The sequence below is a fragment of the Micromonospora sp. 067-2 genome (genome assembly GCF_046549295.1).
Taxonomy (GTDB): domain Bacteria; phylum Actinomycetota; class Actinomycetes; order Mycobacteriales; family Micromonosporaceae; genus Micromonospora.
Window position 1 is genome coordinate 35,732 of record NZ_JAJPWB010000008.1, and the last position, 21,422, is coordinate 57,153.

The 21,422-nt window shown below is 72.7% G+C and carries 21 protein-coding genes; 7 read left to right on the plus strand and 14 right to left on the minus strand.

Annotated features, from left to right (window positions below; all coding sequences use genetic code 11):
• Positions 1–15: 15 nt before the first annotated feature.
• The 6 genes from ACLJN9_RS19925 to ACLJN9_RS19950 form a co-directional block, all read right to left on the minus strand.
• The gene (locus tag ACLJN9_RS19925; protein WP_410812965.1) at positions 16–906 is read right to left on the minus strand and encodes a PspA/IM30 family protein; all 891 of its coding nucleotides are present in this window, start codon (positions 904–906) and stop codon (positions 16–18) included.
• A 197-nt stretch (positions 907–1,103) separates the two neighbouring features.
• Complete coding sequence (locus tag ACLJN9_RS19930) at positions 1,104–1,562, minus strand: helix-turn-helix domain-containing protein (RefSeq protein WP_410812966.1); 459 nt, start codon at positions 1,560–1,562, stop codon at positions 1,104–1,106.
• A gap of 152 nt (positions 1,563–1,714) precedes the next feature.
• Positions 1,715–2,305, minus strand: coding sequence for a CinA family protein (locus ACLJN9_RS19935; RefSeq protein ID WP_410812967.1), 591 nt, complete (start codon positions 2,303–2,305; stop codon positions 1,715–1,717).
• A gap of 152 nt (positions 2,306–2,457) precedes the next feature.
• Positions 2,458–3,048, minus strand: coding sequence for a CDP-diacylglycerol--glycerol-3-phosphate 3-phosphatidyltransferase (pgsA, locus tag ACLJN9_RS19940; protein ID WP_410812968.1), 591 nt, complete (start codon positions 3,046–3,048; stop codon positions 2,458–2,460).
• A 77-nt stretch (positions 3,049–3,125) separates the two neighbouring features.
• Positions 3,126–4,679 carry a 30S ribosomal protein S12 methylthiotransferase RimO gene (rimO, locus tag ACLJN9_RS19945; protein WP_410812969.1) on the minus strand — a complete coding sequence of 518 codons (1,554 nt, stop codon included), beginning with the start codon at positions 4,677–4,679 and terminating at the stop codon, positions 3,126–3,128.
• 79 nt (positions 4,680–4,758) lie between these two features.
• On the minus strand, positions 4,759–5,682 hold the full coding sequence (locus ACLJN9_RS19950) for an ornithine cyclodeaminase family protein (protein ID WP_410812970.1): 924 nt from the start codon (positions 5,680–5,682) through the stop codon (positions 4,759–4,761).
• A 167-nt stretch (positions 5,683–5,849) separates the two neighbouring features.
• Here ACLJN9_RS19950 and ACLJN9_RS19955 point away from each other — a divergent pair, with 167 nt between their 5' ends.
• Positions 5,850–6,095, plus strand: coding sequence for a hypothetical protein (locus ACLJN9_RS19955; RefSeq protein ID WP_410812971.1), 246 nt, complete (start codon positions 5,850–5,852; stop codon positions 6,093–6,095).
• A 71-nt stretch (positions 6,096–6,166) separates the two neighbouring features.
• Here ACLJN9_RS19955 and ACLJN9_RS19960 read toward each other — a convergent pair whose 3' ends face one another.
• A complete protein-coding gene (locus ACLJN9_RS19960; RefSeq protein WP_410812972.1) occupies positions 6,167–8,623 on the minus strand; it encodes a DNA translocase FtsK in 2,457 nt (818 codons plus the stop codon).
• Between the two features lie 113 nt (positions 8,624–8,736).
• Here ACLJN9_RS19960 and ACLJN9_RS19965 point away from each other — a divergent pair, with 113 nt between their 5' ends.
• The 3 genes from ACLJN9_RS19965 to ACLJN9_RS19975 all read left to right on the plus strand — a co-directional run bounded on the left by ACLJN9_RS19965 (position 8,737) and on the right by ACLJN9_RS19975 (position 12,069).
• A complete protein-coding gene (locus ACLJN9_RS19965; protein WP_410812973.1) occupies positions 8,737–9,216 on the plus strand; it encodes a YbjN domain-containing protein in 480 nt (159 codons plus the stop codon).
• Between the two features lie 86 nt (positions 9,217–9,302).
• The gene (locus ACLJN9_RS19970; protein WP_410813312.1) at positions 9,303–10,889 is read left to right on the plus strand and encodes a YbjN domain-containing protein; all 1,587 of its coding nucleotides are present in this window, start codon (positions 9,303–9,305) and stop codon (positions 10,887–10,889) included.
• A gap of 124 nt (positions 10,890–11,013) precedes the next feature.
• Complete coding sequence (locus tag ACLJN9_RS19975) at positions 11,014–12,069, plus strand: LPXTG cell wall anchor domain-containing protein (RefSeq protein ID WP_410812974.1); 1,056 nt, start codon at positions 11,014–11,016, stop codon at positions 12,067–12,069.
• Between the two features lie 79 nt (positions 12,070–12,148).
• Here the strand turns inward: ACLJN9_RS19975 and ACLJN9_RS19980 are convergent, their stop codons facing one another.
• Genes ACLJN9_RS19980 through thyX form a run of 3 tightly spaced genes read right to left on the minus strand, consistent with a single transcriptional unit; the run spans position 12,149 to position 15,604 of the window.
• A complete protein-coding gene (locus ACLJN9_RS19980; protein WP_410812975.1) occupies positions 12,149–13,837 on the minus strand; it encodes a ribonuclease J in 1,689 nt (562 codons plus the stop codon).
• Positions 13,838–13,889: 52 nt separating this feature from the next.
• Positions 13,890–14,816 carry a 4-hydroxy-tetrahydrodipicolinate synthase gene (gene dapA, locus ACLJN9_RS19985; RefSeq protein WP_410812976.1) on the minus strand — a complete coding sequence of 309 codons (927 nt, stop codon included), beginning with the start codon at positions 14,814–14,816 and terminating at the stop codon, positions 13,890–13,892.
• A 47-nt stretch (positions 14,817–14,863) separates the two neighbouring features.
• Entirely contained in the window at positions 14,864–15,604 is a 741-nt protein-coding gene (thyX, locus tag ACLJN9_RS19990) for an FAD-dependent thymidylate synthase (protein WP_410813313.1), read from the minus strand.
• 236 nt (positions 15,605–15,840) lie between these two features.
• Between thyX and ACLJN9_RS19995 the strand changes: the two genes are divergently transcribed.
• On the plus strand, positions 15,841–16,113 hold the full coding sequence (locus ACLJN9_RS19995; RefSeq protein ID WP_410812977.1) for a hypothetical protein: 273 nt from the start codon (positions 15,841–15,843) through the stop codon (positions 16,111–16,113).
• A 126-nt stretch (positions 16,114–16,239) separates the two neighbouring features.
• On the opposite strand, the gene ACLJN9_RS20000 is transcribed toward ACLJN9_RS19995, so the two are convergent.
• On the minus strand, positions 16,240–16,773 hold the full coding sequence (locus tag ACLJN9_RS20000) for a DUF2752 domain-containing protein (RefSeq protein WP_410813314.1): 534 nt from the start codon (positions 16,771–16,773) through the stop codon (positions 16,240–16,242).
• A gap of 55 nt (positions 16,774–16,828) precedes the next feature.
• A complete protein-coding gene (locus ACLJN9_RS20005) occupies positions 16,829–18,058 on the minus strand; it encodes a winged helix-turn-helix domain-containing protein (protein WP_410812978.1) in 1,230 nt (409 codons plus the stop codon).
• A gap of 78 nt (positions 18,059–18,136) precedes the next feature.
• On the opposite strand from ACLJN9_RS20005, the gene ACLJN9_RS20010 reads away from it, so the two are divergent.
• Positions 18,137–18,688: a GNAT family N-acetyltransferase gene (locus ACLJN9_RS20010; protein WP_410812979.1), complete on the plus strand. Its 552-nt coding sequence runs from the start codon at positions 18,137–18,139 to the stop codon at positions 18,686–18,688.
• Here the strand turns inward: ACLJN9_RS20010 and ACLJN9_RS20015 are convergent.
• Complete coding sequence (locus tag ACLJN9_RS20015; protein ID WP_410812980.1) at positions 18,587–19,861, minus strand: glycosyltransferase 87 family protein; 1,275 nt, start codon at positions 19,859–19,861, stop codon at positions 18,587–18,589. The two genes, ACLJN9_RS20010 and ACLJN9_RS20015, sit on opposite strands and share 102 nt — an antisense overlap.
• A gap of 35 nt (positions 19,862–19,896) precedes the next feature.
• Here ACLJN9_RS20015 and ACLJN9_RS20020 point away from each other — a divergent pair, with 35 nt between their 5' ends.
• The gene (locus ACLJN9_RS20020) at positions 19,897–20,493 is read left to right on the plus strand and encodes a GNAT family N-acetyltransferase (protein WP_410812981.1); all 597 of its coding nucleotides are present in this window, start codon (positions 19,897–19,899) and stop codon (positions 20,491–20,493) included.
• A 40-nt stretch (positions 20,494–20,533) separates the two neighbouring features.
• On the opposite strand, the gene ACLJN9_RS20025 is transcribed toward ACLJN9_RS20020, so the two are convergent.
• Positions 20,534–21,421, minus strand: coding sequence for a carbohydrate ABC transporter permease (locus tag ACLJN9_RS20025; protein ID WP_410812982.1), 888 nt, complete (start codon positions 21,419–21,421; stop codon positions 20,534–20,536).
• Position 21,422 lies beyond the last annotated feature (1 nt).

A 21,422-nucleotide genomic window follows, 5' to 3' on the forward strand; every position in this document is an offset into this window, starting at 1 on the left:
CCTCGGAGCCCTCGTTCAGCCGGCGGCGGTCGGGTCGCCGGTGCCCCGTTCGCGGGCCATGCTGGCCCGGAGCTCGTCCAGGCGGGCGGCGGCGGCCGGGTCGCTGGCCGGACTGGCCGCGCCAGTCGCACCCGTCGTGCCGGCCTGCGTGACGGCCGGTCGCTGCGCCGCGCTGCCGAGTTGCTCCCCGGCCATGCTGGAACGGATCTGCTCCAGCCGCGCCGAGCCGGCCGAGTCGACGGTCGCCTTCTGGATCTCCAGCATCCGGCCTTCGACCGAGTTGCCGGCCAGCTCCGCGCGGCCCATCGCGTTGGCGTACCGCCGCTCGATACGGTCACGAACCTCGTTCAGGGACGGGGTGGTGCCGGGCGCGGTCAGCGACGACATCGACTCCAGCGAGCGAGCCACCGTCTCCTGCATCTTGGCCTGCTCCAGCTGGCTGAGCAGCTTGGTGCGCTCGGCGAGCTTCTGCTGGAGGATCATCGAGTTGTTCTCCACCGCGCGGCGGGCCTGCGCGGCGGCGCCCAGCGCCTGGTCGTGCAGGGTCTTCAGGTCCTCGGTGGCCTGCTCGGCGGAGACCAACTGGGTGGCCAGGGTCTGCGCGGACTGCTCGAATCGCCCGGCCTCGGCCTCGTCGCCCTTGGCCCGGGCCTGGTCGGAGAGCACCAGGGCCTGCCGGGCGTTACCCTGCAGCCGCTCGACCTCGGTCATCTGCCGGGACAGCTTCATCTCCAGCTGACGCTGGTTGCCGATCACCGCGGCAGCCTGCTGGACCAGCGCCTGGTGCTGCCGCTGGGCATCCTCGATGGCCTGCTGGATCTGCACCTTCGGATCGGCGTGCTCGTCGATCTTGGCACCGAACAGCGCCATCAGGTAGTTCCAGCCCTTGACGAACGGGTTCGCCATGTCCGCGGTATCCCCTCAGTAGCGTCGCTCCACCGCGGTCGGGCCGGATGGACCGGCCGCGACCCGGCCAGTCTTCATCGTCCCAGCCGAACGCCAGGACGGCATCCGTACCGGGCGGTCGATCAGCACCGGTAGCTTCTGCGGGCCACCCTACGCGGCTGGATCCACCTCGCCCACGGTCCACCCGAAGGGCGACCTCAGGCCGCGCAGACCACGTCCCGGTCGCGCTCGTTGGGACGGACCCGGGTGCTGCGTAGCGTGGCCTTGAGCGGCGAGTCCTGACGGACCGAAACCGCGACCTTGCCGTCGGAGGTGACCTGGCGTACGCCCCGGTTGGTGCTCCTGCGCACCGCGGTCGCCGCGCCGACGGGGGCCTTCTCGGCCTGCTCGTCCTGCATGGGAACCAGCACCCCGGACATCTGCTCGGCCAGCGCCACGGTGTCGCTCACCTCACTGAGCAGCTCGGACAGGCGGGCGCCGAGCGCGTCGCAGATCGCGGCGAGCAGCTCGCTGGACGGCTCCTTGTGCCCCCGCTCGATCTCGGAGAGGTAGCCGAGGCTCACGTTGGCGGCGGTGGACACCTCGCGCAGCGTGCGCTGTTGTCCCTGCCGGCGCGCCCGCAGTGCGTCACCGATCACCCGGCGTAGCAGGACCATCGCACCTCCCCCTGAGGGATACCTCTCACCCGGTGTCGGGTGAGCCGTCGCGGTGGGCCGCGCCGGCCCCGAGCGCCGGAGTCTTCCCGCAACCGTACCCGGTGCGGGCCGCGCCGACATCCCGCCCCGCCCGTCGGTTCCGCTGGACCGGCTCATCGCTGGCCGGCACCGCTCGTGCCCGCCCCGCCCCGGGCGGTCCCGTCCGCGGCGCCCGCGCCGTCCGCGGCGTCCGTGGCGCCTGCGGTCTCCGAGACGCCTGCGGCGTGGATCTGCTCGCCGAGCAGCCGCAGCGCCTCGACCACCGCGGCGGCGCGGATGCGCTCCCGCCCACCGGCCAGGTCGAGTCGACGGACCCTGTCGCCGTTCGGCCCGGCAACCGCGACGTAGACCAGGCCGACCCGCTTGCCGTCCTGCGGTTCGGGACCGGCAACGCCGGTGGTGGCCAGCCCCCAGTCCGCGCCGCAGCGGCGTCTACCGCCGTCGGCGAGCGCCGCCGCCACGTCCGCGTCGACCGGCCCCCGCTCGGCCAGCAGATCGACCGGCACGTCGGCGAGTTCGGCCTTCAGGTCGGTGGCGTACACCACGAGCCCGCCCCGGTAGATGGCGCTGGCTCCGGCGACGTCGACGATCGAGGCGGCCAGTAGCCCACCGGTGAGCGACTCGGCAGTCGCCAGCGTCTCGTGCCGCTGCACCAGGCTGTACACCACCCCCGCCGCCGCGCTCCCGGCCGATTCCTGCTCCATAGACACGTCCTTCCCGACCCGCCCACGCCTAACCGTGCGCCGAACTCCCCGTCGATCATGAGGTTATTGTCACGACACGCCGATCCGGCCGACAACAACCTCATGATCAACGCGCCGGGCGGGGCGGGGGGTCAGCGGGGGGCAGCGGGGGGTCAGCGGGGGCGGCGCAGGCGCAGGGCCTGCGCTACGTAGTCGAAGCCGGTGACGACCGTCACCAGGACGGCGGCGGCCATGATCCAGGGGCCGACGGCGGCGAGTGCGGCCGGCATCGGCCAGAGGTACCAGGCGATGGCCAGGATCTGGAGCGCAGTCTTGATCTTGCCGCCACGGCTGGCCGCGATCACGCCGTGCCGGATCACCCAGAACCGCAGTGCCGTGATGCCCAGCTCGCGGACGAGGATCAGCGCGGTCACCCACCAGGGCAGCCGGTCGTAGAAGGAGAGCAGCACCAGGGCCGCGCCGGTGAGCGCCTTGTCGGCGATCGGGTCGGCCACCTTGCCGACCGAGGTCACCAGCCCGAACCGGCGGGCGATCCAGCCGTCCACCAGGTCGGTCGCGGAGGCCACCGCGAAGATCAGGCAGGCCGCCATCCGCCAGCCGGCGTGGCTCATCCCGGACACGACCACCGAGGCGCCGAAGACCGGCACCAGCACCAGCCGCAGTGCGGTCAGCGCGTTGGCCGCGTTGAGCACGGGCACCCGCGGCACCACCCGGGTGGGCGTGGACTCCGTCGCCCCCGTCACCACCTCACCCCGCTCGGGCCGCCGTGGCGTTCCCGGCACCGCACCACCTGGTTCCCCCGCTCCGCTCGGGCCCGGAGTCACCGTGCCGCGCCGGGCGCCGCCGAGATCATCTCATCCGGCTCGGCGAGCAGGTCCACCCCTTCGGTGCCGGTCACCGTGGCGCGCACCAGGTCACCTGGACGCAGCGCGGTCAGGTCGACCCCGCCCTCGGCCGGAGCGACCAGGGTGGTGGAGCCGTCAACCTCCGGCGCCTGGTGTGCGGCCCGGCCCTCCACGACGCCATCGGCGATCGAGTCCACCAGGACCTCGACGACCGAGCCGAGCCGGTCCTCGGCCCGCTGCGAGCAGAGCTCGTCGGCGAGCGCGCTGAGCCGGTCGTACCGCCGCTTGATCGTCGCCGCCGACACCTTGCCGGGCAGCCCGGCGGCCTCGGTGCCGTCCTCGTCGCTGTAGTCGAACATGCCGATCGCGTCGAGCCGGGCCTCGCTCAGGAACCGGACCAGCTCGTCGACGTCGGCGCGGGTCTCGCCGGGGAAACCGACGATGAAGTTGCTCCGCGCTCCGGCGTCCGGGGCCAGCGCGCGGGCACTCGCCAGCAGTTCCAGGAATCGGTCGGTGGAGCCGAAACGCCGCATCCGACGCAGCACCGGCTCACTGGAGTGCTGGAACGACAGGTCGAAGTACGGCGCCACCCCCGGCGTGCCGGCGATCGCGTCCACCAGCCCCGGCCGGGTCTCGGCCGGCTGGAGGTAACTCACCCGGACCCGGACGATGCCGGTCACCGCGGCCAGCTGCGGCAGCAACTTCTCCAGCGCCCGGGGATCACCCAGGTCCTTGCCGTACGAGGTGGAGTTCTCGCTGACCAGCACCAGCTCCCGGACACCGGTCTTGGCCAGCCACTCCGCCTCGGCGAGCAGCTCGTCGGGGGTACGCGAGACGAACGCCCCACGGAAGGCGGGGATGGCACAGAAGGCGCAGCGGCGGTCGCAGCCGCTGGCCAGCTTCAGCGAGGCGACCGGGCCGGTGTCCAGTCGGCGGCGGAGCACCTGACGCAGGTGGGCGGGTGTGTGCTCGTCGGTGTCGACGGTCGCGCGGGTCACGGTGCCGTGCCCGGGCAGCGACACCGCGCTGTCGCGGCGCTTCACCGGGGTGAGCGGCAGCAGCTCCCGACGGTCGCGAGGGGTGTGCGCGGGAATCTGCTCCCCGGCGACGACCGCGTCCAGTCGGGCGGCGATGTCCGGATAGTCGTCGAAGCTCAGCACCGCCTGCGCCTCGGGCAGGCTGTCGGCCAGCTCCCGACCGTACCGCTCGGCCATGCAGCCGGCGGCGACCACCTTGGCGCCGGTCCCCGCGGCGGCGAGCAGCGTCTGGATCGAATCCTGCTTGGCCTTCTCCACGAAGCCGCACGTGTTCACGACCACCACGTCGGCGCCCTCGCCGTCGGTGGTCACCTGCCAGCCGTCGGCGTGCAGCCGGGCGGCGAGCTCCTCCGAGTCGACCTCGTTGCGGGCACAGCCCAGGGTGAGCAGGGCGACGCGACGGCCCTCGGCGGCGGGCGACAGCTCCAGATCGCGGCGCGGCGTCGGACGCGTGACGCTGGAGTTGTCGGGAGAGGAGGTGGCAGACACCATCCGAGGGTACCGGGCCGGCCGGGCGGGCCCGCGCACGCGGGCGGGCCGGGCAGCCGGGTGCCGGTGGTCCGCGAACCGCTCAGCGCGTCGCGGCGGCCACCCGGGTCAGCCGGTCGAGCAGAAAGACCTCGGTGCCGGCCAGGCCGGTGGAGCAGAAGACGGAGACCTGGTCCGCGGTGGTCCTCCCGGGGACCGCGCCGGCCAGGATGCCGCCCAGGTCGCGCAACCGCCCGGTGTACGGAGGTGCGGCGGCGAGCATGGGCGGCTCGTAGTCCGCCGCCTGGGCCGGTGAGTCGGTGACCAGCAGGTCGGCCACGTCCAGCAGGTCGGTGCCGAACTCGCTGCGACCGCTCTGCTTGAATCCGACCGCGTTGACGTGCGTGCCGGGGCTCAGGTCGGCGGCGCGGAGCACCGGCGTGGGGCTGGTGGTGGCGAGCACCACCATGTCCCGCCCGGTCACCGCCGCGGCGGAGTCGGCCACGGCGCGGGCCGGCACGCCCAGCTCGGCGCGGACCCGGGCGGCGAAGGCGTCCCGCCGGGCCGTCGAGCGGCTGTGCACCACCACCTCGCGCAACCGGCGGACCGCGGCGGCGGCCCAGACCTGCGTCCACGCCTGCCGGCCGGAGCCGATCACACCGAGGGTGGCCGCGTCCGGTCGGGCCAGCGTGTCCACCGCGACGCCACCCAGCCCACCGGTCCGCCGGGAACCCAACTCCTCGCCGACGGCAACCGCCCGGACCGCTCCGGTCCGGGCGTCGTGCAACACCACCAGTTGCTCGCCCTGCGGATGACCGAAGGTGTCGTAGGAGCGGAATCCGTACCACTCGTCGAGAAGGTGACCGGCGGTCAGCACCATTCGACCACCGCCGAGCGGCGCGGCGGCCCGGGGCGGGGCGACCAGTCGCCCGCCGTACGCGGCCAGCAGGGCGGCACGCATGGCGTCGACCGTGGTGGCGGCGTCCAGCACGGCGGCGACCTCGGAGTCGGCGTAGAGCAGGGTCATGACCGCCATCCTGCAAGGTGAAGTGAGGTGCAGGTCAACGCGCGGGTGGCGAGCGTCACCGCGCGGTCTGAAGATCCTCCACCGAGGTGCCACGTCGGCAGGCGTGGCCAGCGCCCACAGTGGGTAGTGATCGATCCGTCACGACAGGCTCTCACCCGGAGGAAGACATGGCCGACGTCCCCAGCACCGCCCGTCCCCGCAGCAACGCCGCCCGGATCCTCACCATCGTGGGCTTCGTCTTCGCGGTCCTCGCCCTGCTGCTCAACCCGGTCATCTTCGGCGTGCTCGGCGTGATCGCGGGCATCGTCGGCGCCGTGCTCGGCGACAAGCCGCTCGGCTGGTACGCCGCCGCGGCCAGCGCCGTCGCCGCGGTGATCGGCGCGGTGCTCGTCGCCGCCCTCCTCAACAACTGACCTCGCCGCTCCCCCAGCGTCTCGGGCCCGTCGGATACCGGCGGGCCCGTGGCGTGTCCGAGCGGCGCCGGTCAGTCCCCGTCGCCGCGCAGGCCGCCCAGGACGTCCTCCAGCTCGTCCGGCTTGACCAGCACGTCGCGCGCCTTGGAGCCCTCCGACGGCCCGACCACGCCACGGGTCTCCATCAGGTCCATCAAGCGGCCCGCCTTGGCGAACCCGACGCGCAGCTTGCGCTGGAGCATCGAGGTGGAGCCGAACTGCGAGGTGACCACCAGCTCCACCGCCTGCACCAGCAGGTCCAGGTCGTCGCCGATGTCCTCGTCGGTCTTCTTCCGGGCCTCCTGCGCGGGGGCGAGCACGTCCTTGCGGAACTCCGGCTCACGCTGGTTCTTGCAGAACTTCACCACGTCGGCGATCTCGCGCTCGGTCACCCAGGCGCCCTGGATCCGTACCGGCTTGGACGCGCCCATCGGCAGGAACAGCCCGTCACCGCGGCCGAGCAGCTTCTCCGCGCCCGGCTGGTCGAGGATGACCCGTGAGTCGGCGAGGGAGGACGTGGCGAACGCGAGCCGGGACGGCACGTTGGCCTTGATCAGGCCGGTCACCACGTCGACCGAGGGACGCTGCGTGGCCAGCACCAGGTGGATTCCGGCCGCTCGGGCCAGCTGGGTGATCCGGACGACCGAGTCCTCGACGTCGCGCGGCGCGACCATCATCAGGTCGGCCAGCTCGTCCACTATCACCAGCAGGTACGGGTACGGGCGCATCTCCCGTTCGCTGCCGGGCGGTGCCTTGATCTCGCCGTTGCGCACCTTGCGGTTGAAGTCGTCGATGTGCCGGACCCCGTTGGCGGCCAGGTCGTCGTAGCGCATGTCCATCTCGCGGACGACCCAGTCCAGCGACTCGGCAGCCTTCTTGGCGTTGGTCACGATCGGGGTGACCAGGTGCGGGATGCCCTCGTAACCGGTCATCTCGACGCGCTTCGGGTCGATCAGCAGCAGCCGCACCTCGTCCGGGGTGGCCCTGGTCAGGATCGAGACAAGAAGAGTGTTCAGGCAACTGGATTTCCCGGCGCCGGTGGCCCCGGCGATGAGAATGTGAGGCATCTTCGCGAGGTTGGCCACCACGTAGCCACCCTCGATGTCCTTGCCGAGCGCCACCACCATCGGGTGGTGGTCACTGGTCGCCACCCGTGAGCGCAGTACGTCGCCGAGTGCCACGTTCTCCGGGTCGGTGTTGGGGATCTCCACGCCGACCGCGCTCTTGCCCGGGATCGGGCTGAGGATCCGTACGTCCGGCGACTTCACGGCGTACGCGATGTTGCGCGAGAGCTGGGTGATCCGTTCGACCTTGACGCCGTGCCCCAACTCGACCTCGTAGCGGGTGACCGTCGGCCCGCGGGTGAAGCCGGTGACCGCGGCGTCCACGTCGAACTGGTCGAACACGCCGGTCAGCGCGGCGATCACCTCGTCGTTGGCCTTGCTGCGGGTCTTCGCGGCGGCGCCGGCGCTGAGCATGTTGGCCGGTGGCAGGGTGTAGTCGCCGGCCAGCCCGGTCAACGCGAGTTGCTCGGCCCGGGTCGGTGCGGGCGAGTGCTCCGGTGGCTCGGCCGGTCTGCGGCTCGCCGGCACCTTCGCCGAAGACTTGCGCGGCAGGACCAGGGTCTCCTGGAGGTCGACGCCGTCCACGTCGTCGAAGTCGTCCGGGTCGACCGGCGGCGGCATCCGCTTGGACGGCCGCTTGCGCGCCGGCCGGGTGGCCACCTGGTCCGGTTCTTCCTCGGTGCTCTCGGACGGGGCGACCAGCCCACCGGCGAGCAGCCCCAGTCGCTCGGGGATCTTGTTGATCGGCGTCGCGGTCACCACGAGCAGGCCGAACAACAGCAGCAGGATCAGCAGCGGCACCGCGACCCAGGCGGTGACCGCCCGCTCCAGCAGCCCACCGATGCCCGCGCCGACCAGGCCGCCGGCGAAGTCACGTTGCACCGGGCCGACCGGGTCCTGGCCGATCTGCAGCAGCGCGGCGGTGGACACCAGCAGCGAGCTCCAGCCGATCAATCCGCGACCCCGGTGCTCGGGATCGGCCGGCTGGCGCATCAGTCGCCAGGCGCCGATCATCAGCAGCACCGGCACCACCACGGAGATCGCACCCAGGAACAGCCGGACCGAGTCGGCCAGCCGCGCACCCACCGGACCGGCCCCGGAGAACCAGAGCGCGACGGCGCTGAGCAGGGCGAGCCCGAACAGGAGCAACCCGGCGCCGTCGCGGCGGTGCTCGGGGTCGAGGTCGCGGGCGGAGGCGGCCTGCCGACCGGCGGCCCGCACCGCCCAGCCCATGCCGTGCGCCAGACCCATCCACAGTGCACCGACCGCGCGGCCGACGTAGACGGCCGGCCCCGGCCGGGCGGGCGTGGTACGGCGCCGGACCGGCGCCCGGGTCTTCTTCGCCGGTTGGCGGGCACGGCTGTTGGTGCCACCGCGCGGCGACGCGCCGCGCCGCCGGCTCGCCTGAGAGGTACGGCCCGCCATAGAGTCACGGTAACGGTGGGGACGCGCAGATCCCCGCTTTTCCGGGTCGTGTCCGCGCGTCGCAGCACGGACACCACCGCCGGTCGTGATATCCGCCTCAGAAGGGATGCCCGATGGCGTCGCCGGGATTCGAGGACGGTCCGGACGATCCCCTGGCCGGGCACCCGGACAGCTTGCGCCCGCTGACCGGAGAGCTGGTCGCCGCGGTGCTCGCCGCCCGCGGTCGCTCGGTCGGCTGGTCCGTGGACGGCGACCTGGTGGGCCGCTTCGACGACAACCTGATCTGGTTCCTGCGCGTCGGCGGGGACGGCGAGTTGCTCCAGGTCCGCACCATGGTCGCGCCCACCTTCGGAATCGAGCAGGTGCCCGCCCTCTACGCCTTCTGCAACTCCTGGAACCACGACCGGCTCTGGCCGAAGGCGTTCGTGCACGTCGACGACAACGGCCGGGCCCGCGTCTACGGCGAGGTGATCACCGACCTGGAGCGTGGGGTGACACCGCACCAGCTCGACCAGCTCCTCGACTGTGGAATCTCGGCCGGCTGTCAACTCGCCGTGGCGGTCGGTCGTCTGCCCGGCGCGGTGCCGGCGTGACCGGACGGGACGAGTTCACGGGCAGCCGCACCCACCGGACGGACGACCCCGACGCGCCCCAGGCCGGCCCGGCTGACCGGTCGGCCGTGTACCGCGTACCGGCCCTGGTGACCGCGCTCGCCGATGCCCGGGACCTACCCGACGGGCCGGGCCGACTGGTGGCCCTGGAACGGCTCGCCGAGCGGGCCGACGCGGCCGGGGACCTCCGGTCCGCCCTGGACGCGCGGCTGGCGCTGATCGAGGCGTACCTGCTCGGCGAACGGTGGCGGCTGGTCGAGCCGGTGCGCCGGTGCCGGGCCGCCGCCGACTACCGGCCCGAGCTGCTCACCGACGCCGAGGCCCGACTGCTGCTGCGCCTGCAGCGGTACGCGGTGGAGGCCCTGCTCGGCACCCCTCGGATCGGGCTGGACCAGACCCGGTCCCTGCTGGACGATCTGGCCCACCGGCTCGCAGCGGACGGGCCCGACGCGCCGACGGTCGCGGAGCTGCGCTGCCGGATCGCCGATCACCTCGGCGACGAGCCCACGGCACGCGACTGGTACCAGCGGTGGGCGGGCACGCTTCCCGGGCCGACCGGCGGCTGCCCGGGCTGTGCCCCGGCCCGACGCGCCGAACTGCTCGCCGGCTGGGGCGAGTGGCGGGCGGCGCTGACCGAGCTGACCGGTGCGCCGCAGGACTGCGCCGACCAGCCCGAACGCGCACTGATCGCCGGGCTGCTGCCCACGCTGCACGCCGGCGAGCCGGAGCGCGCCGCGGCGGCGCACGTGCGGGCGTACCGGCGGCACCGGCGCGAACGTACGGCCTTTCCGCACCTCGCCACACACCTGCGGTTCTGTGCACTGGGCGGGCATTTGGAACGCGGGCTGGTCATCCTGACCGAGCAGCTGCCCCGCCTGGACCGGGCCACCGACGACCTCGCCGCAATGGAGTTCGCCGCCGCCGGAGCGCTGGTCTGTGCGCTGGCCGCCGAGACCGGGCTGGGTGGCCGCACGGTGCCCCGCCCGGCGTACGGCGAGCGGCCGGCCGCCGAGCTGGACGTGGCCACTCTCGGCGCACAGCTGCTCGCCACGGCCAGCGAGCTGGCGGGCAGTTTCGACGCCCGCAACGGCACCGGTCACCACTCCGGCCGGATGGCCGCCTGGCTGGCCGAGCGTCCGCTCGCGGCACCGGTGCCGCTGCCCGCCGCCTTCGAACCCGCCGACGACGAGCCCTCCGACGACGAGCCGACCGACCACGAGCCCTCCGACCACGAGCCCGTCGACGACCAGGACCTCGCGGCACTCACCATCGACCTGATCACCAGGGTGCTCGATCGGCGGGGTGACCAGTACCTGGTGGAGGAGGACGGCACGGTGGTCGGTCGGTGGGGCGCCGTGGTGATCCAGTTCCGCAGGGCCGGCGAACGCGGCGAGGTGCTGCACGCCCGGGTCATGGCCGCCCGCCGGCTGCCGGCCGACCGCCGCTCCGAGGCGTACGCCTTCTGCAACGCCTGGAACCATGACCGACTGCTACCCAAGGCGTACGCGCACGAGCTCGGTACGGAGCTGGTGCTGGCCGGCGACGTGGCCACGAGCCTGGCGCACGGGGTGGCCCCGGCACAGCTCAGGGTGCTGGTGGACGCCGCCATCGCCACCGGCGTCGCCTACGCCGAGGCGGTCGACGGGCTGCCCTGACACGCCTACGGGGTCCAACGGTTGCAGGCGACGCGCGATTGAGCGACATCCGACAGTACGCAACCGAGAGTGCGGAACGGATGTGATATCGCCGTCACCCACCGCAACCCCCTCGGGAGTCGTCATGATGCACCTGCTCCGGTCCGGCATCCTCGCCGCCGCCATGCTCGCCCTGTCCGCCCTCGCCGCTCCGGCCGTCGCCGGGGCGGCCCCCACGCCGACGCCGACCGTTGCGCCGAGCACGACCGCCGGGTCGGCGGCGCCGACGATCCTGGCGCGGGGCGAGATCGTCTTCCTCGGCGGCGAACCGTGGCACCCGTCGGGTCCTCTCGAGGTCACGGTCGTGAACCGGGGTGCCGCGGCGGCGAAGGGTTACTTCGTGCTCCGCCTGCCGCAGGATGTCGCCCTGACCTCGGGCGGGGACTGCCGGGTCCTCGGTGGCGCGGCGAGGACCTGGCTCTGCGGCGGCGCGGAACTGCCGGCCGGTGGTGACCGGACGTACCGGTTGCGGGTGACCTCATCGGCGGCGGAGCCGGTCTTCGGAGTGATCGCCTGGGGCTCCGTCGCCGGCCGGGACGCCGCTGGCCGCACCGATCAACCCTACGACTTCCGGCTCAACTGGCCGGACCGCACGTCGCTGCGGCTGCGGGCCACCGCCGACCCGGTCGTGGGCGGCGTGGCGACCATCCGGGTACGGGTCACGAACACCGGCTCGTTCGACGTCGGCGGCTACTCGTTGAACGTCGCCACCCCGGCCGGGGTACGGGTGACCATGCCGGCATGTACCGACAGCGGCCGGATGAACGGTGTGGGTTGCGAGATCCTGCGGGGCCGTACGCTGCCGGACGGCGCCACGGACGGCTTCGACGTGCGGGTGGCGGTCACCGGCGGCACGAAGACCGTGCGACTCTGGCTCGCCCCCACCAACCGGTACACGAACAGGGACACCTCGGTGACGCTCCGCCTGACGGCCGGTGGATCCGGCGGCGGTGCCACCGCCACGCCGACGGCAGGCCCGACCACGGCAGACCCGACCACAGCTCCGGCCACGTCCACCCCCGGCGCGGCGGAACTGCCCCGCACCGGTACGGCCGGCCTCGCGTACGGCCTGATCGGTTCCGCGCTGCTGACCCTCGGGGTCGGGCTCCTCCTGCTCCGACGCCGGCTCGTGCGGGGCTGAGCCGGCGCGGCCATCCTGCACACGACAGAGCGACGCCCACCCGCACAACAGGTGCGGGTGGGCGTCGCGCGGTGTGGTGTCAGACCTCGACGACGGTGGGCACGATCATGGGTCGGCGGCGGTACTTGTCGTTGACCCACCGTCCGACCGTCCGCCGGACGATCTGCTGGAGCTGGTGCGGGTCGGTGATGCCGTCCGCGGCGGCCCGGTTGAGCGCCTCGGTGACCAGCGGAACCACCGGGTTGAACGCCTCCGGGTCCTCGGAGAAGCCCTTCGCGGACAGCGTCGGGCCGGCGACGACCTTGCCGGTGACCGAGTCGACCACGACCGTGGTGGCGATGAAACCGCCGTCGCCGAGGATCCGCCGTTCGGTGAGCAGCGACTCGCTCACGTCGCCGACGGCGAGGCCGTCGACGTAGACGTACCGGCTCTTCACGTGTCCCACCAGGCTGGCCCGGCCCTCGACCAGGTCGACCACGTCGCCGTCCTCGCAGAGCACCACCCGGTCGGCGGCCACCCCGGACTCGACGCCGAGGCGGGCGTGGGCGCGCAGGTGCCGCCACTCGCCGTGCACCGGCATGAGGTTGCTGGGACGGACCACGTTGAGCAGGTAGAGCAGCTCCCCGGCCGGGGCGTGACCGGAGACGTGCACCTTTGCCACGTCCTTGTGCACGACCACCGCGCCGGCCCGGGCCAGCCGGTTGATCACCCGGTATACCGAGGTCTCGTTGCCCGGCACCAGCGAGCTGGCCAGCACCACGGTGTCGCCGGGGGCGATGGTGATGTGCCGGTGGTCGCCGCTGGCCATCCGGCCGAGTGCGCTCATCGGCTCACCCTGCGAACCGGTGGACATCAGCAGGATCTGCTCGGGCGGCAGCGTGGTCGCCTCCTCGATGCCGATCACCAGGCCGGCCGGGATGTTGAGCAGGCCGAGGTCCCGGGCGATGCCCATGTTGCGGACCATGGACCGGCCGATCAACGCGACCTTGCGCCCGTGCTCCGCGGCGGAGTCGAAGACCTGCTGCACCCGGTGCACGTGCGAGGCGAACGAGGCCACGATGATCCGGCCCTTCGCCTTCGCGAAGATCGAGTCGAGCACCGGCCCGATCTCCCGCTCGGGGGTGACGAAACCGGGGATCTCCGCGTTGGTGGAATCGGACAGCAGCAGGTCGACGCCCTCGGCGCCGAGCCGTGCGAAGCCGGCCAGGTCGGTGATCCGACCGTCCAGCGGGAGCTGGTCCATCTTGAAGTCGCCGGTGTGCAGCACCAGGCCGGCCGGGGTGCGGATGGCCACGGCGAGGGCGTCCGGGATCGAGTGGTTGACCGCGAAGAACTCGCACTCGAACGGGCCGAGCCGCTCCCGGCCGCCCTCCCGCACGGTCAGCGTGTACGGCTGGATGCGCCGCTCGGCCAGCTTCGCCTCGACCAGGGCGAGGGTGAACTGTGAGCCGACCAGTGGGATGTCCGGCTTGTGGGCGAGCAGGTAGGGCACGGCGCCGATGTGGTCCTCGTGGCCGTGGGTCAGGACGATCGCCTGGACGTCGGCCAGCCGGTCCAGGATCGGGCCGAAGTCAGGCAGGATCAGGTCCACCCCCGGCTGCTCGACGTCGGGGAAGAGCACGCCGCAGTCGACGATCAGCAACTTGCCGTCGTACTCGAAGACGGTCATGTTTCGACCGATGGCGCCAAGCCCGCCGAGCGGAATGATCCGCAGGCCACCTTCCGGCAGCGGCGGGGGCAGTTCCGCCTCGATGTGCGCCTCGGTCACGCGTTCACCTCATTCTGCGACGCCGTCACTCGGCGCCCATCGTGTCGTTCGATCATTCGGGAAGCTCCAGGCCCGCTGCCGCGAAGTCCGCGCGCAGCTGGGCGATCTCGTCGTCGGTCGCGTCCACCAGCGGGGGGCGCACCGGGCCGGCCGGCAGACCCAGCGCCGCCAGGCCCGCCTTCACCAGGATCGTGCCCTGGGTGCGGAAGACGCCGGTGAACAGCGGCAGCAGCCGCCGGTGCAGTGCCAACGCGGCCGGCACGTCCCCCGCGTCGTACGCGTCGATCATCTGCGCGGTCAGCGCCCCGGTGAAGTGCGTCGAGGTGCCGACCAGGCCCACGCTGCCGACGGCCAGCGCCGGCAGGGTGAGCGCGTCCTCACCGCAGTAGAAGGCGAGGGAGGTCCGGCTGGTCACCCAGCTGGTGGCGGTCAGGTCGCCCTTGGCGTCCTTGACCGCGACGATCCGCCCGTGCTCGGCGAGCCGGACCAGGGTTTCGGTGTCGATCGGCACACCGGAGCGGTGTGGGATGTCGTACAGCATCACCGGCAGGCCGGTGGCGTCGGCCACCGCGGTGAAGTGCCGCAGCAGGCCGCTCTGCGGCGGCTTGTTGTAGTACGGGGTGACCACCAGCAGGCCGTGCGCGCCCGCCTTCTCGGCGGCGGCGGCCAACTCGATGGTGTGCCGGGTGTCGTTCGTGCCGACCCCGGCGACCACCTTGGCACGGTCACCGACGGCCTCCACCACGGCCCGGATCAGGCGTTCCTTCTCCGCGTCGGTCGTGGTCGGCGACTCGCCGGTGGTGCCGTTGACCACCAGCGCATCGTTGCCCTGCTCGTCGACCAGGTAGGTCGCCAGCTGGGCGACGCCGTCGAGGTCGAGCGAGCCGTCGGGGGTGAACGGGCTCACCATGGCGGTGAGCAGCCGCCCGAAGGGGCGGGACACCGGCCGGGCAGCGGGGTCGGAGTGGTCGTGCGTCATACCGTCCAACCTAGCGGACGACCAGCCGACGCCCGCCGGGGAAGGGCTCAGGACGCCTCGTGCGGGCTGGCCGCCACCTCGGTGCCGTCCGGCAGGACGGAGATGACGAAGTCGGCGAAGACGTTCGGGGCGACGGCCATCAGCTGGCGCAGGCACTGCACGGCAAGCTCACGGATCTCCACGTCGGCGTGCTCGGTGGCCCGCATCGCGATGAAGTGCCGCCACGCCCGGTAGTTGCCGGTGACGACGATCCGGGTCTCGGTGGCGTTGGGCAGCACCGCGCGGGCCGCCTGCCTGGCCTGCTTGCGGCGCAGCGTCGGGTTCGGCTCGTCGGAGAACCGCTGCTCCAGCCCCACCAGCAACTCGTTGTACGCCCGCACGCTCGCCTCGGCGGCCTCGACGAACCGCTTGTGCAGCTCCGGGTCGTCGGCGATGACGGCCGGCTCGACCATGGCCGCGTCCCGCTCCGGGACGTACCGCTGGGAGAGCTGGGAGTACGAGAAGTGCCGGTGCCGGATCAGCTCGTGGGTGAAGGAGCGGGACACCCCGGTGAAGTAGAAGGTCACCGAGCCGTGCTCCAGCACGCTCAGATGGCCCACCTCGAGAATGTGCGCGAGGTAGCCGGCGTTGGTGGCGGTCGCCGGGTTCGGCTTCTTCCACGACTGGTAGCAGGCCCGGCCGGCGAACTCGGCGAGCGCCTGGCCCCCCTCCGCGTCCGTCGACCACGGCACGTCGTCCGGGGCCGCGAACTGGGTCCACGCGATCAACTTGACCTGGGGCTGCACCATCTCCGGCATGCCTGGGACTGTAGTGGCGCGCCGCCTTTCGGCCCAACTCAGGCACGCCCGGTGCAATCTCGATCACCCAGGCCACCTCGGAGCCACAGCCGCCCCTGGAACCCCGGGGGCCGGAGCCCGCACTGCCGGCGTCACGGCCGGACCGGAGCCCCGCACACCCGGCGTCGCGGGGGCATCTGCTCGGCTGGGTCCTTTGGAGCTGAATCGTCTACGACATCACCCGCGCGGTGACGGACGATCGGGCAACAACGGCCGGAGTGCCGGCGCATGGACGGCCAGGCCTGCTCACCATCGACGCCCTACTCACGTTCGACGGCCTACTCACGTTCGACGGCCTACTCACCCTCGATGCCCCGGTCACCCTCGACGGCCCGCTCACGTTCCACGGCCCGCTCACCTTCTGCAGCCTGCTCACGTTCCATGGCCCGCTCACCTTCTGCAGCCTGCTCACCATCGGCGCCCGGCTCCCCTGCAGCGGCCGGAGGCGGGTGATGTCGTGAACGATTCAGCTCCAAAGGACCCGGAGCAGTGGATGCCCACCGACCGGCGGGGCGCCGCGAACCGGCGGAACGCCGCGAACCGGCGGAACGCCGCGAACCGGCGCGCAGGGCGGAGGGGCGGAGCGCTCAGACGTAGAGCGAGGTGAACGGCGCCCACGGCAGGTTGCGCAGCACCGAGAACGCGAGCCACGCGGCCAGGAAGCCACCGATGACCTTGGAGCTGATCTGCAGCTGGGGTAGCCGCCAACCGAACGCCTGGTTGCCCGCCCAGGCCACGAAGAGGTACGCCAGGAACGGCAGCGCGAAGATGAAGAGGAAGTGGTGCCGGGCTGCGGCGGGCAGGTCGCCGTGCAGCACGTACCAGAGTGCGCGGGTGCCTCCGCAGCCCGGGCAGTCCAGCCCGGTGGTCAGCTTGAGCAGGCAGGTCGGCGCGGCGTCCGGGTCGGCGTGGGTCGGGTCGCTGATCAGCGCGTACCCCATGCCCGCCGCGACGCATCCGACCGCGGCGAGCGGCGCGGCCCAGCGCGGCGAGCGTGCGTGGAGCCGCAGCACGAACCGGGTGAGCCGGTCCGGCTCGGGCGCCGGGTAGCCACCCGGCGGGCTCACCGGCCAGCCGACGGCGGGGCCACTGTCGGCAGGCTCGGTCGGCAGGGCCTGGATCGCCCCGGGGGCGGGCTGCGGTTGGTCGACCGGTCCGGGAGCGCTCGTCACGCGCTCACGGTACACCGGACACGCCGGCCAACGCGGCGGTGAGCGGACCGGCCAGGTCGCCGGCCACGGGCGGTGCCACCGCGTCCAGCCCGAGCCAGCCGGCGAGCCGGTACAGCTCGGCGGCGAGCGCCACCGCGGTGTCCCCCGGGTCGGCCCCGGGTTCGATCCACGCTGCCGGGACCAGCAGCACCCCGGCCTTGCGGTCGGCCTTCAGATCGACCCGGGCGGTGAACCGGTCGCCCTGCAGGAAGGGCAGCACGTAGTAGCCGTGGACCCTCTGCGGCGCCGGGACGTAGATCTCGATCCGGTAGCTGAAGTCGAAGAGCCGTTCGGTGCGGCTGCGCTCCCAGACCAGGGGGTCGAACGGGCTGACCAGCGTGTTGCCCCGCACCCAGCGGGGCAGCCGGGCGCTCGTGTGCAGCCAGGTCGGCTGACGCCAGCCCGGCACGGCGACCGGCACGAGCTCACCTGCCTCGGCCAGCTCGGCTACCGCCTGCCGGGCACCGGCCAGCGGCAGACGGAAGTAGTCGCGCAGCTCCGGCTCGGCGGCCACCCCGAGCGACCGCGCGGCGAGGGCCACCAGCGTGCGGTACGCCTCGGCGTCGGTCGGGGTGGGCGCGGCCAGCACGGTCGCTGGCAGCACCCTTTCGGGCAGGTCGTAGCGGCGGGCGAACGATGTACTGCGTTCCGCGGCGGTCACCTCGCCGGCCCAGAACAGATATTCCAGCGCCCGCTTCACCGCCGACCAGTTCCACCCCCAGTTGCCGGTCTCCCGGGGTGCGTCGTGTTCGATCTCGGCAGCCGTCAACGGACCTCGGGCGGCCACCTCGTCACGCACCCAGGCAACCAGGTCCGGCTGCTCCTGGGCGATCCGCCGCATGCCGCCCCACGCCTCGCTGCGCGCACGCGCCATCCGCCACCGCAGCACCGGATGCAAGCCGACCGGAACCAGCGACGCCTCGTGGCCCCAGTATTCGAACAGCTCGCGGGGGCGGCGGTAGGCGGCGGTGTCGAGCAGCGTGGTCGGATAGGGCCCGAGGCGGCTGTACAGCGGCAGGTAGTGCGCGCGTTGCAGCACGTTGACCGAGTCCATCTGGATGAGCCCGACCCGGTCGAGCACCCGGCGAAGGTGCCGACGGGTGGGCACGCCGGTCGGCGCCGGGTCGGCGAAGCCCTGGGCGGCGAGCGCCACCCGCCGAGCCTGGGCGAGCGAGAGTGATTCCGGTGCGGCCATCGTCGGGACCCTAATTCATCGGTACGACGCCGGTGCGGGAAGCTGGACTCCGACGGCTGCCGGGCATAGAACGGTGCAATGCTGACCATCCGCCGGGAGGAGCCGGACGACGCCGAGGCGGTCGCCCGGGTGCACGTGCACGGCTGGCAGGCAGGCTACGCCGGCGTGATGCCGGACGAGGTGCTCCAGCGGCTCAACGTGGAGGCCTGGGCGCAGCGCCGCCGCGACATCGGCACGGCCGATCCGGAGCACCCGTTCACCACTCTGGTCGGGGAGGTGGACGGGCTGATGGTCGGCTTCACCACCTTCGGGCCGTACCGCCGAAACCAGGACCGGGACGACCTGGACGAGGCGGTCGGCGAGGTCCTGGCGCTGTACGTGGAGCGCGCCCGCTGGGGCGACGGGACCGGCGCCGCGCTGCTGGCCGCCGCCCGGGCCGGGCTGACCGAGCGAGGCTGGACCGGCTACCGGGCGTGGGTGCTGGCGGACAACCGCCGGGCCCGCCGGTTCTACGAGCGGGCCGGGTTGTCAGCGGACGGTGAGCGGTCGACCTATCAGGTGCCGCTCGCCGGTGGGCAGCCGCCGGTCGGGCTGGTCGAGCTGCGGTACGCCGGACGCCTCGACAACTGAACCGCCCGGAGCCAGCCAGCGGCGTACCGGTAGGAAGGCCAGTAGCGCGAGGCTGATCCAGACGTAGGCGTTGCTGCCCAGGAAGCCGTCGACGCCGGTGAAGTCCTTCTCCCAGAACCAGACGGTCCGGCTGATCAGCAGCGCGTACCCGATGGTCGCGGCGACCAGCAGGACCCGCCGTCGGCGGCCGGCCGGAGCGGCCATCGCGTTGTCGACCAGCAGGATCAGCGCGGGCAGCAGCCAGACCAGGTGGTGCACCCAGGTGACCGGGCTGACCAGGCACATCACCGCGCCGGTCAGCGCCAGGCCGGTCGCCTCGTCGCCGGCCGCGACGGCTGCCCGGGACCGCCATGCCCAGAGCGCCAGGGTGCCGAGCACCAGCAGCAGCCAGAGCAGGGTGCTCGGGTGCTGCGGATCGAGCCGGGCGACCACGCCGCGCAACGACTGGTTGGACACGAACGCCAACTCGCCGACCCGGCCGGTGTTCCACAGCGCCTCGGTCCAGAACTCCCGCGAGGCGTCCGGAAAGAGCGCGCCGGCCAGCAGTGACACCGCGGCGGCCGCGCCGCTGGCGGTGAGCGCCGCCCGCCACCGTCCGGTGACGAGCAGGTAGACGATGAAGATGCCCGGGGTCAGTTTGATGGCGGTGGCCAACCCGATGCCCACTCCGGCCCAGCGGTTGCCGGCCGGCAGCAGCCGCAGCAGATCCACCGCCACCAGAAAGAGCAGCAGCGTGTTGACCTGGCCGAAGTTGACCGTCTCCCGCATCGGCTCGAACGCGGCGGCCAGGCAGAGCGCGACCGCGAGAGCGAACCACCGGGTCCAACCTGCTCGGCGGGCGATCGGGTCGACCAGCCACCAGATCAGCACCGTGGTGGTGACCACGCTGGCGAGCACGCTCACCGCGATCGCGGCCGGCCACGGCAGGTACGCCATCGGCAGCATGACCAGCGCGGCGAACGGCGGGTAGGTGAAGCCGTACTGCGTGCCCGGCTTGAGGTAGTCGTAGATCTCCCCGCCGTCGTGGACCCACCAGGTCAACGCGCCGTAGTAGACCTTCAGGTCGAAGAAGCCGTGCCGCACGGCCGCCACGGCGAGGAACGCGGTGACCGCCGCGGCGAGCACCACCACCCCGACGACCTGCACGGTCGTCCTGTTGGCACCCTGCGCCACCGTCGCCTCCCTGGCCCTGCGTAGGCTTCCGTCCCATGGCTCTCGGGTACGTCCGCCCGGCGCGTCCCGAGGACGCCGGCGAGATCGCACGCATCCAGCTCGCGACCTGGCGGGTCGCGTACCGCCGGATCCTGCCTCGGCACGTGCTCGACAACCTGGACGAGGCCTTCCTCGCCCGGCGGTGGAGCGCCGCGGTGCTGGAGCCGCCCTCTGGCGCGCACCGGGTGCTGGTCGCCGTCGAACAGGCCGAGCAATCGTATCTGGTGGGGTTCGCCGCCTCCGGGCCGGCCGACGCCGAGGCCCTCGCTCCGGGCGAGCCGGCCGACGCTCTGGGCCCGGACGTGGCCGCGGTGACCGACCTGCTGGTCGAGCCCCGCTGGGGTCGGCGTGGGCACGGCAGCAGGCTGCTCGCCGCCGTCGTCGACCTGTGGCGTGAGGACGGCTTGCGCAGGGCGGTGGCCTGGGCGTTCGAGGGGGACGAGGCGACCCGGACGTTTCTCACCAGTACCGGCTGGGAGCCCGACGGCGCGGCCCGCGCGTTGGACGTCGACGACATGCTGGTGCCGCAGGTGCGCCTGCACGTGGGCGTACCGCCCGAGAAGGTGCCGGCCGACGACCAGCCCGACAGCTGACGTGGCGGCCCCCGCCCGGGGGCCGCCACACCAGGTCGGGTCAGCCCTTGTCCGCGCCGTCGTTGGCGTCCCGGACGAAGTACCGCTGGAACACCACGAAGATGATCGCCACGGGGATGGTGGCCAGCAGCGCGGCGCCGAGCTTGAGCGGATACTGGGTGCCGCTGCCGAGTGACCCGCTGACCAGGTCGGCCAGCCCGCGCGGCAGGGTGAACAGGTCCGGGTCCTGCACCGACACCAGGCTGTGCGGAAACTCGTTCCAGGAACCCTGGAACGACAGGATGACCAGGGTGATCAGCGCCGGTTTCGCCATCGGCAGCACCACCGACCAGAAGGTGCGGAAGACGCTCGCCCCGTCGATGCGGGCGGCCTCCTCCACACTCACCGGGATCGACTCGAAGAACTGCTTCATGATGAACACGCCCGCCGCGTCGGCCAGCAGCGGCACCACCAGACCGGCGTAGCTGTTGTAGATGCCGAGCTGCTTGAGCACCAGGAACTTCGGGATCAGCAGCACCACGCCGGGCACCGCCATCACGGCGATGACCGCGGCGAACAACCCGTTGCGGCCCCGGAACCGCAGCCGGGCCAGCGCGTACCCGGCGAGCGAGTCGAAGAACACCCGCCCGATGGTCACCAGCACCGTCACCAGCAGCGAGTTGCCCAACCAGAGCGGGAAGTTGGTGCCGGCGAAGATCCGCTCGAAGCCGGCCAGCGTGAGCGGGTCCGGGAAGGGCGAGAGCGGGTTGGCCGCCGCGTCGGACTCGGTCTTGAGCGAACTGGCGATCTGGATGACGAACGGATAGAGGAACACCAACCCGAAGAAGACGAGCGTGGCGTACCCGAGGAAGCGGGTGGCCAGGGTGCGGGCCGCGCGCTGGTCGCGCCGCACGGGCGCCGCCGGTGGGCGGTCGGTCAGCACGGCCATC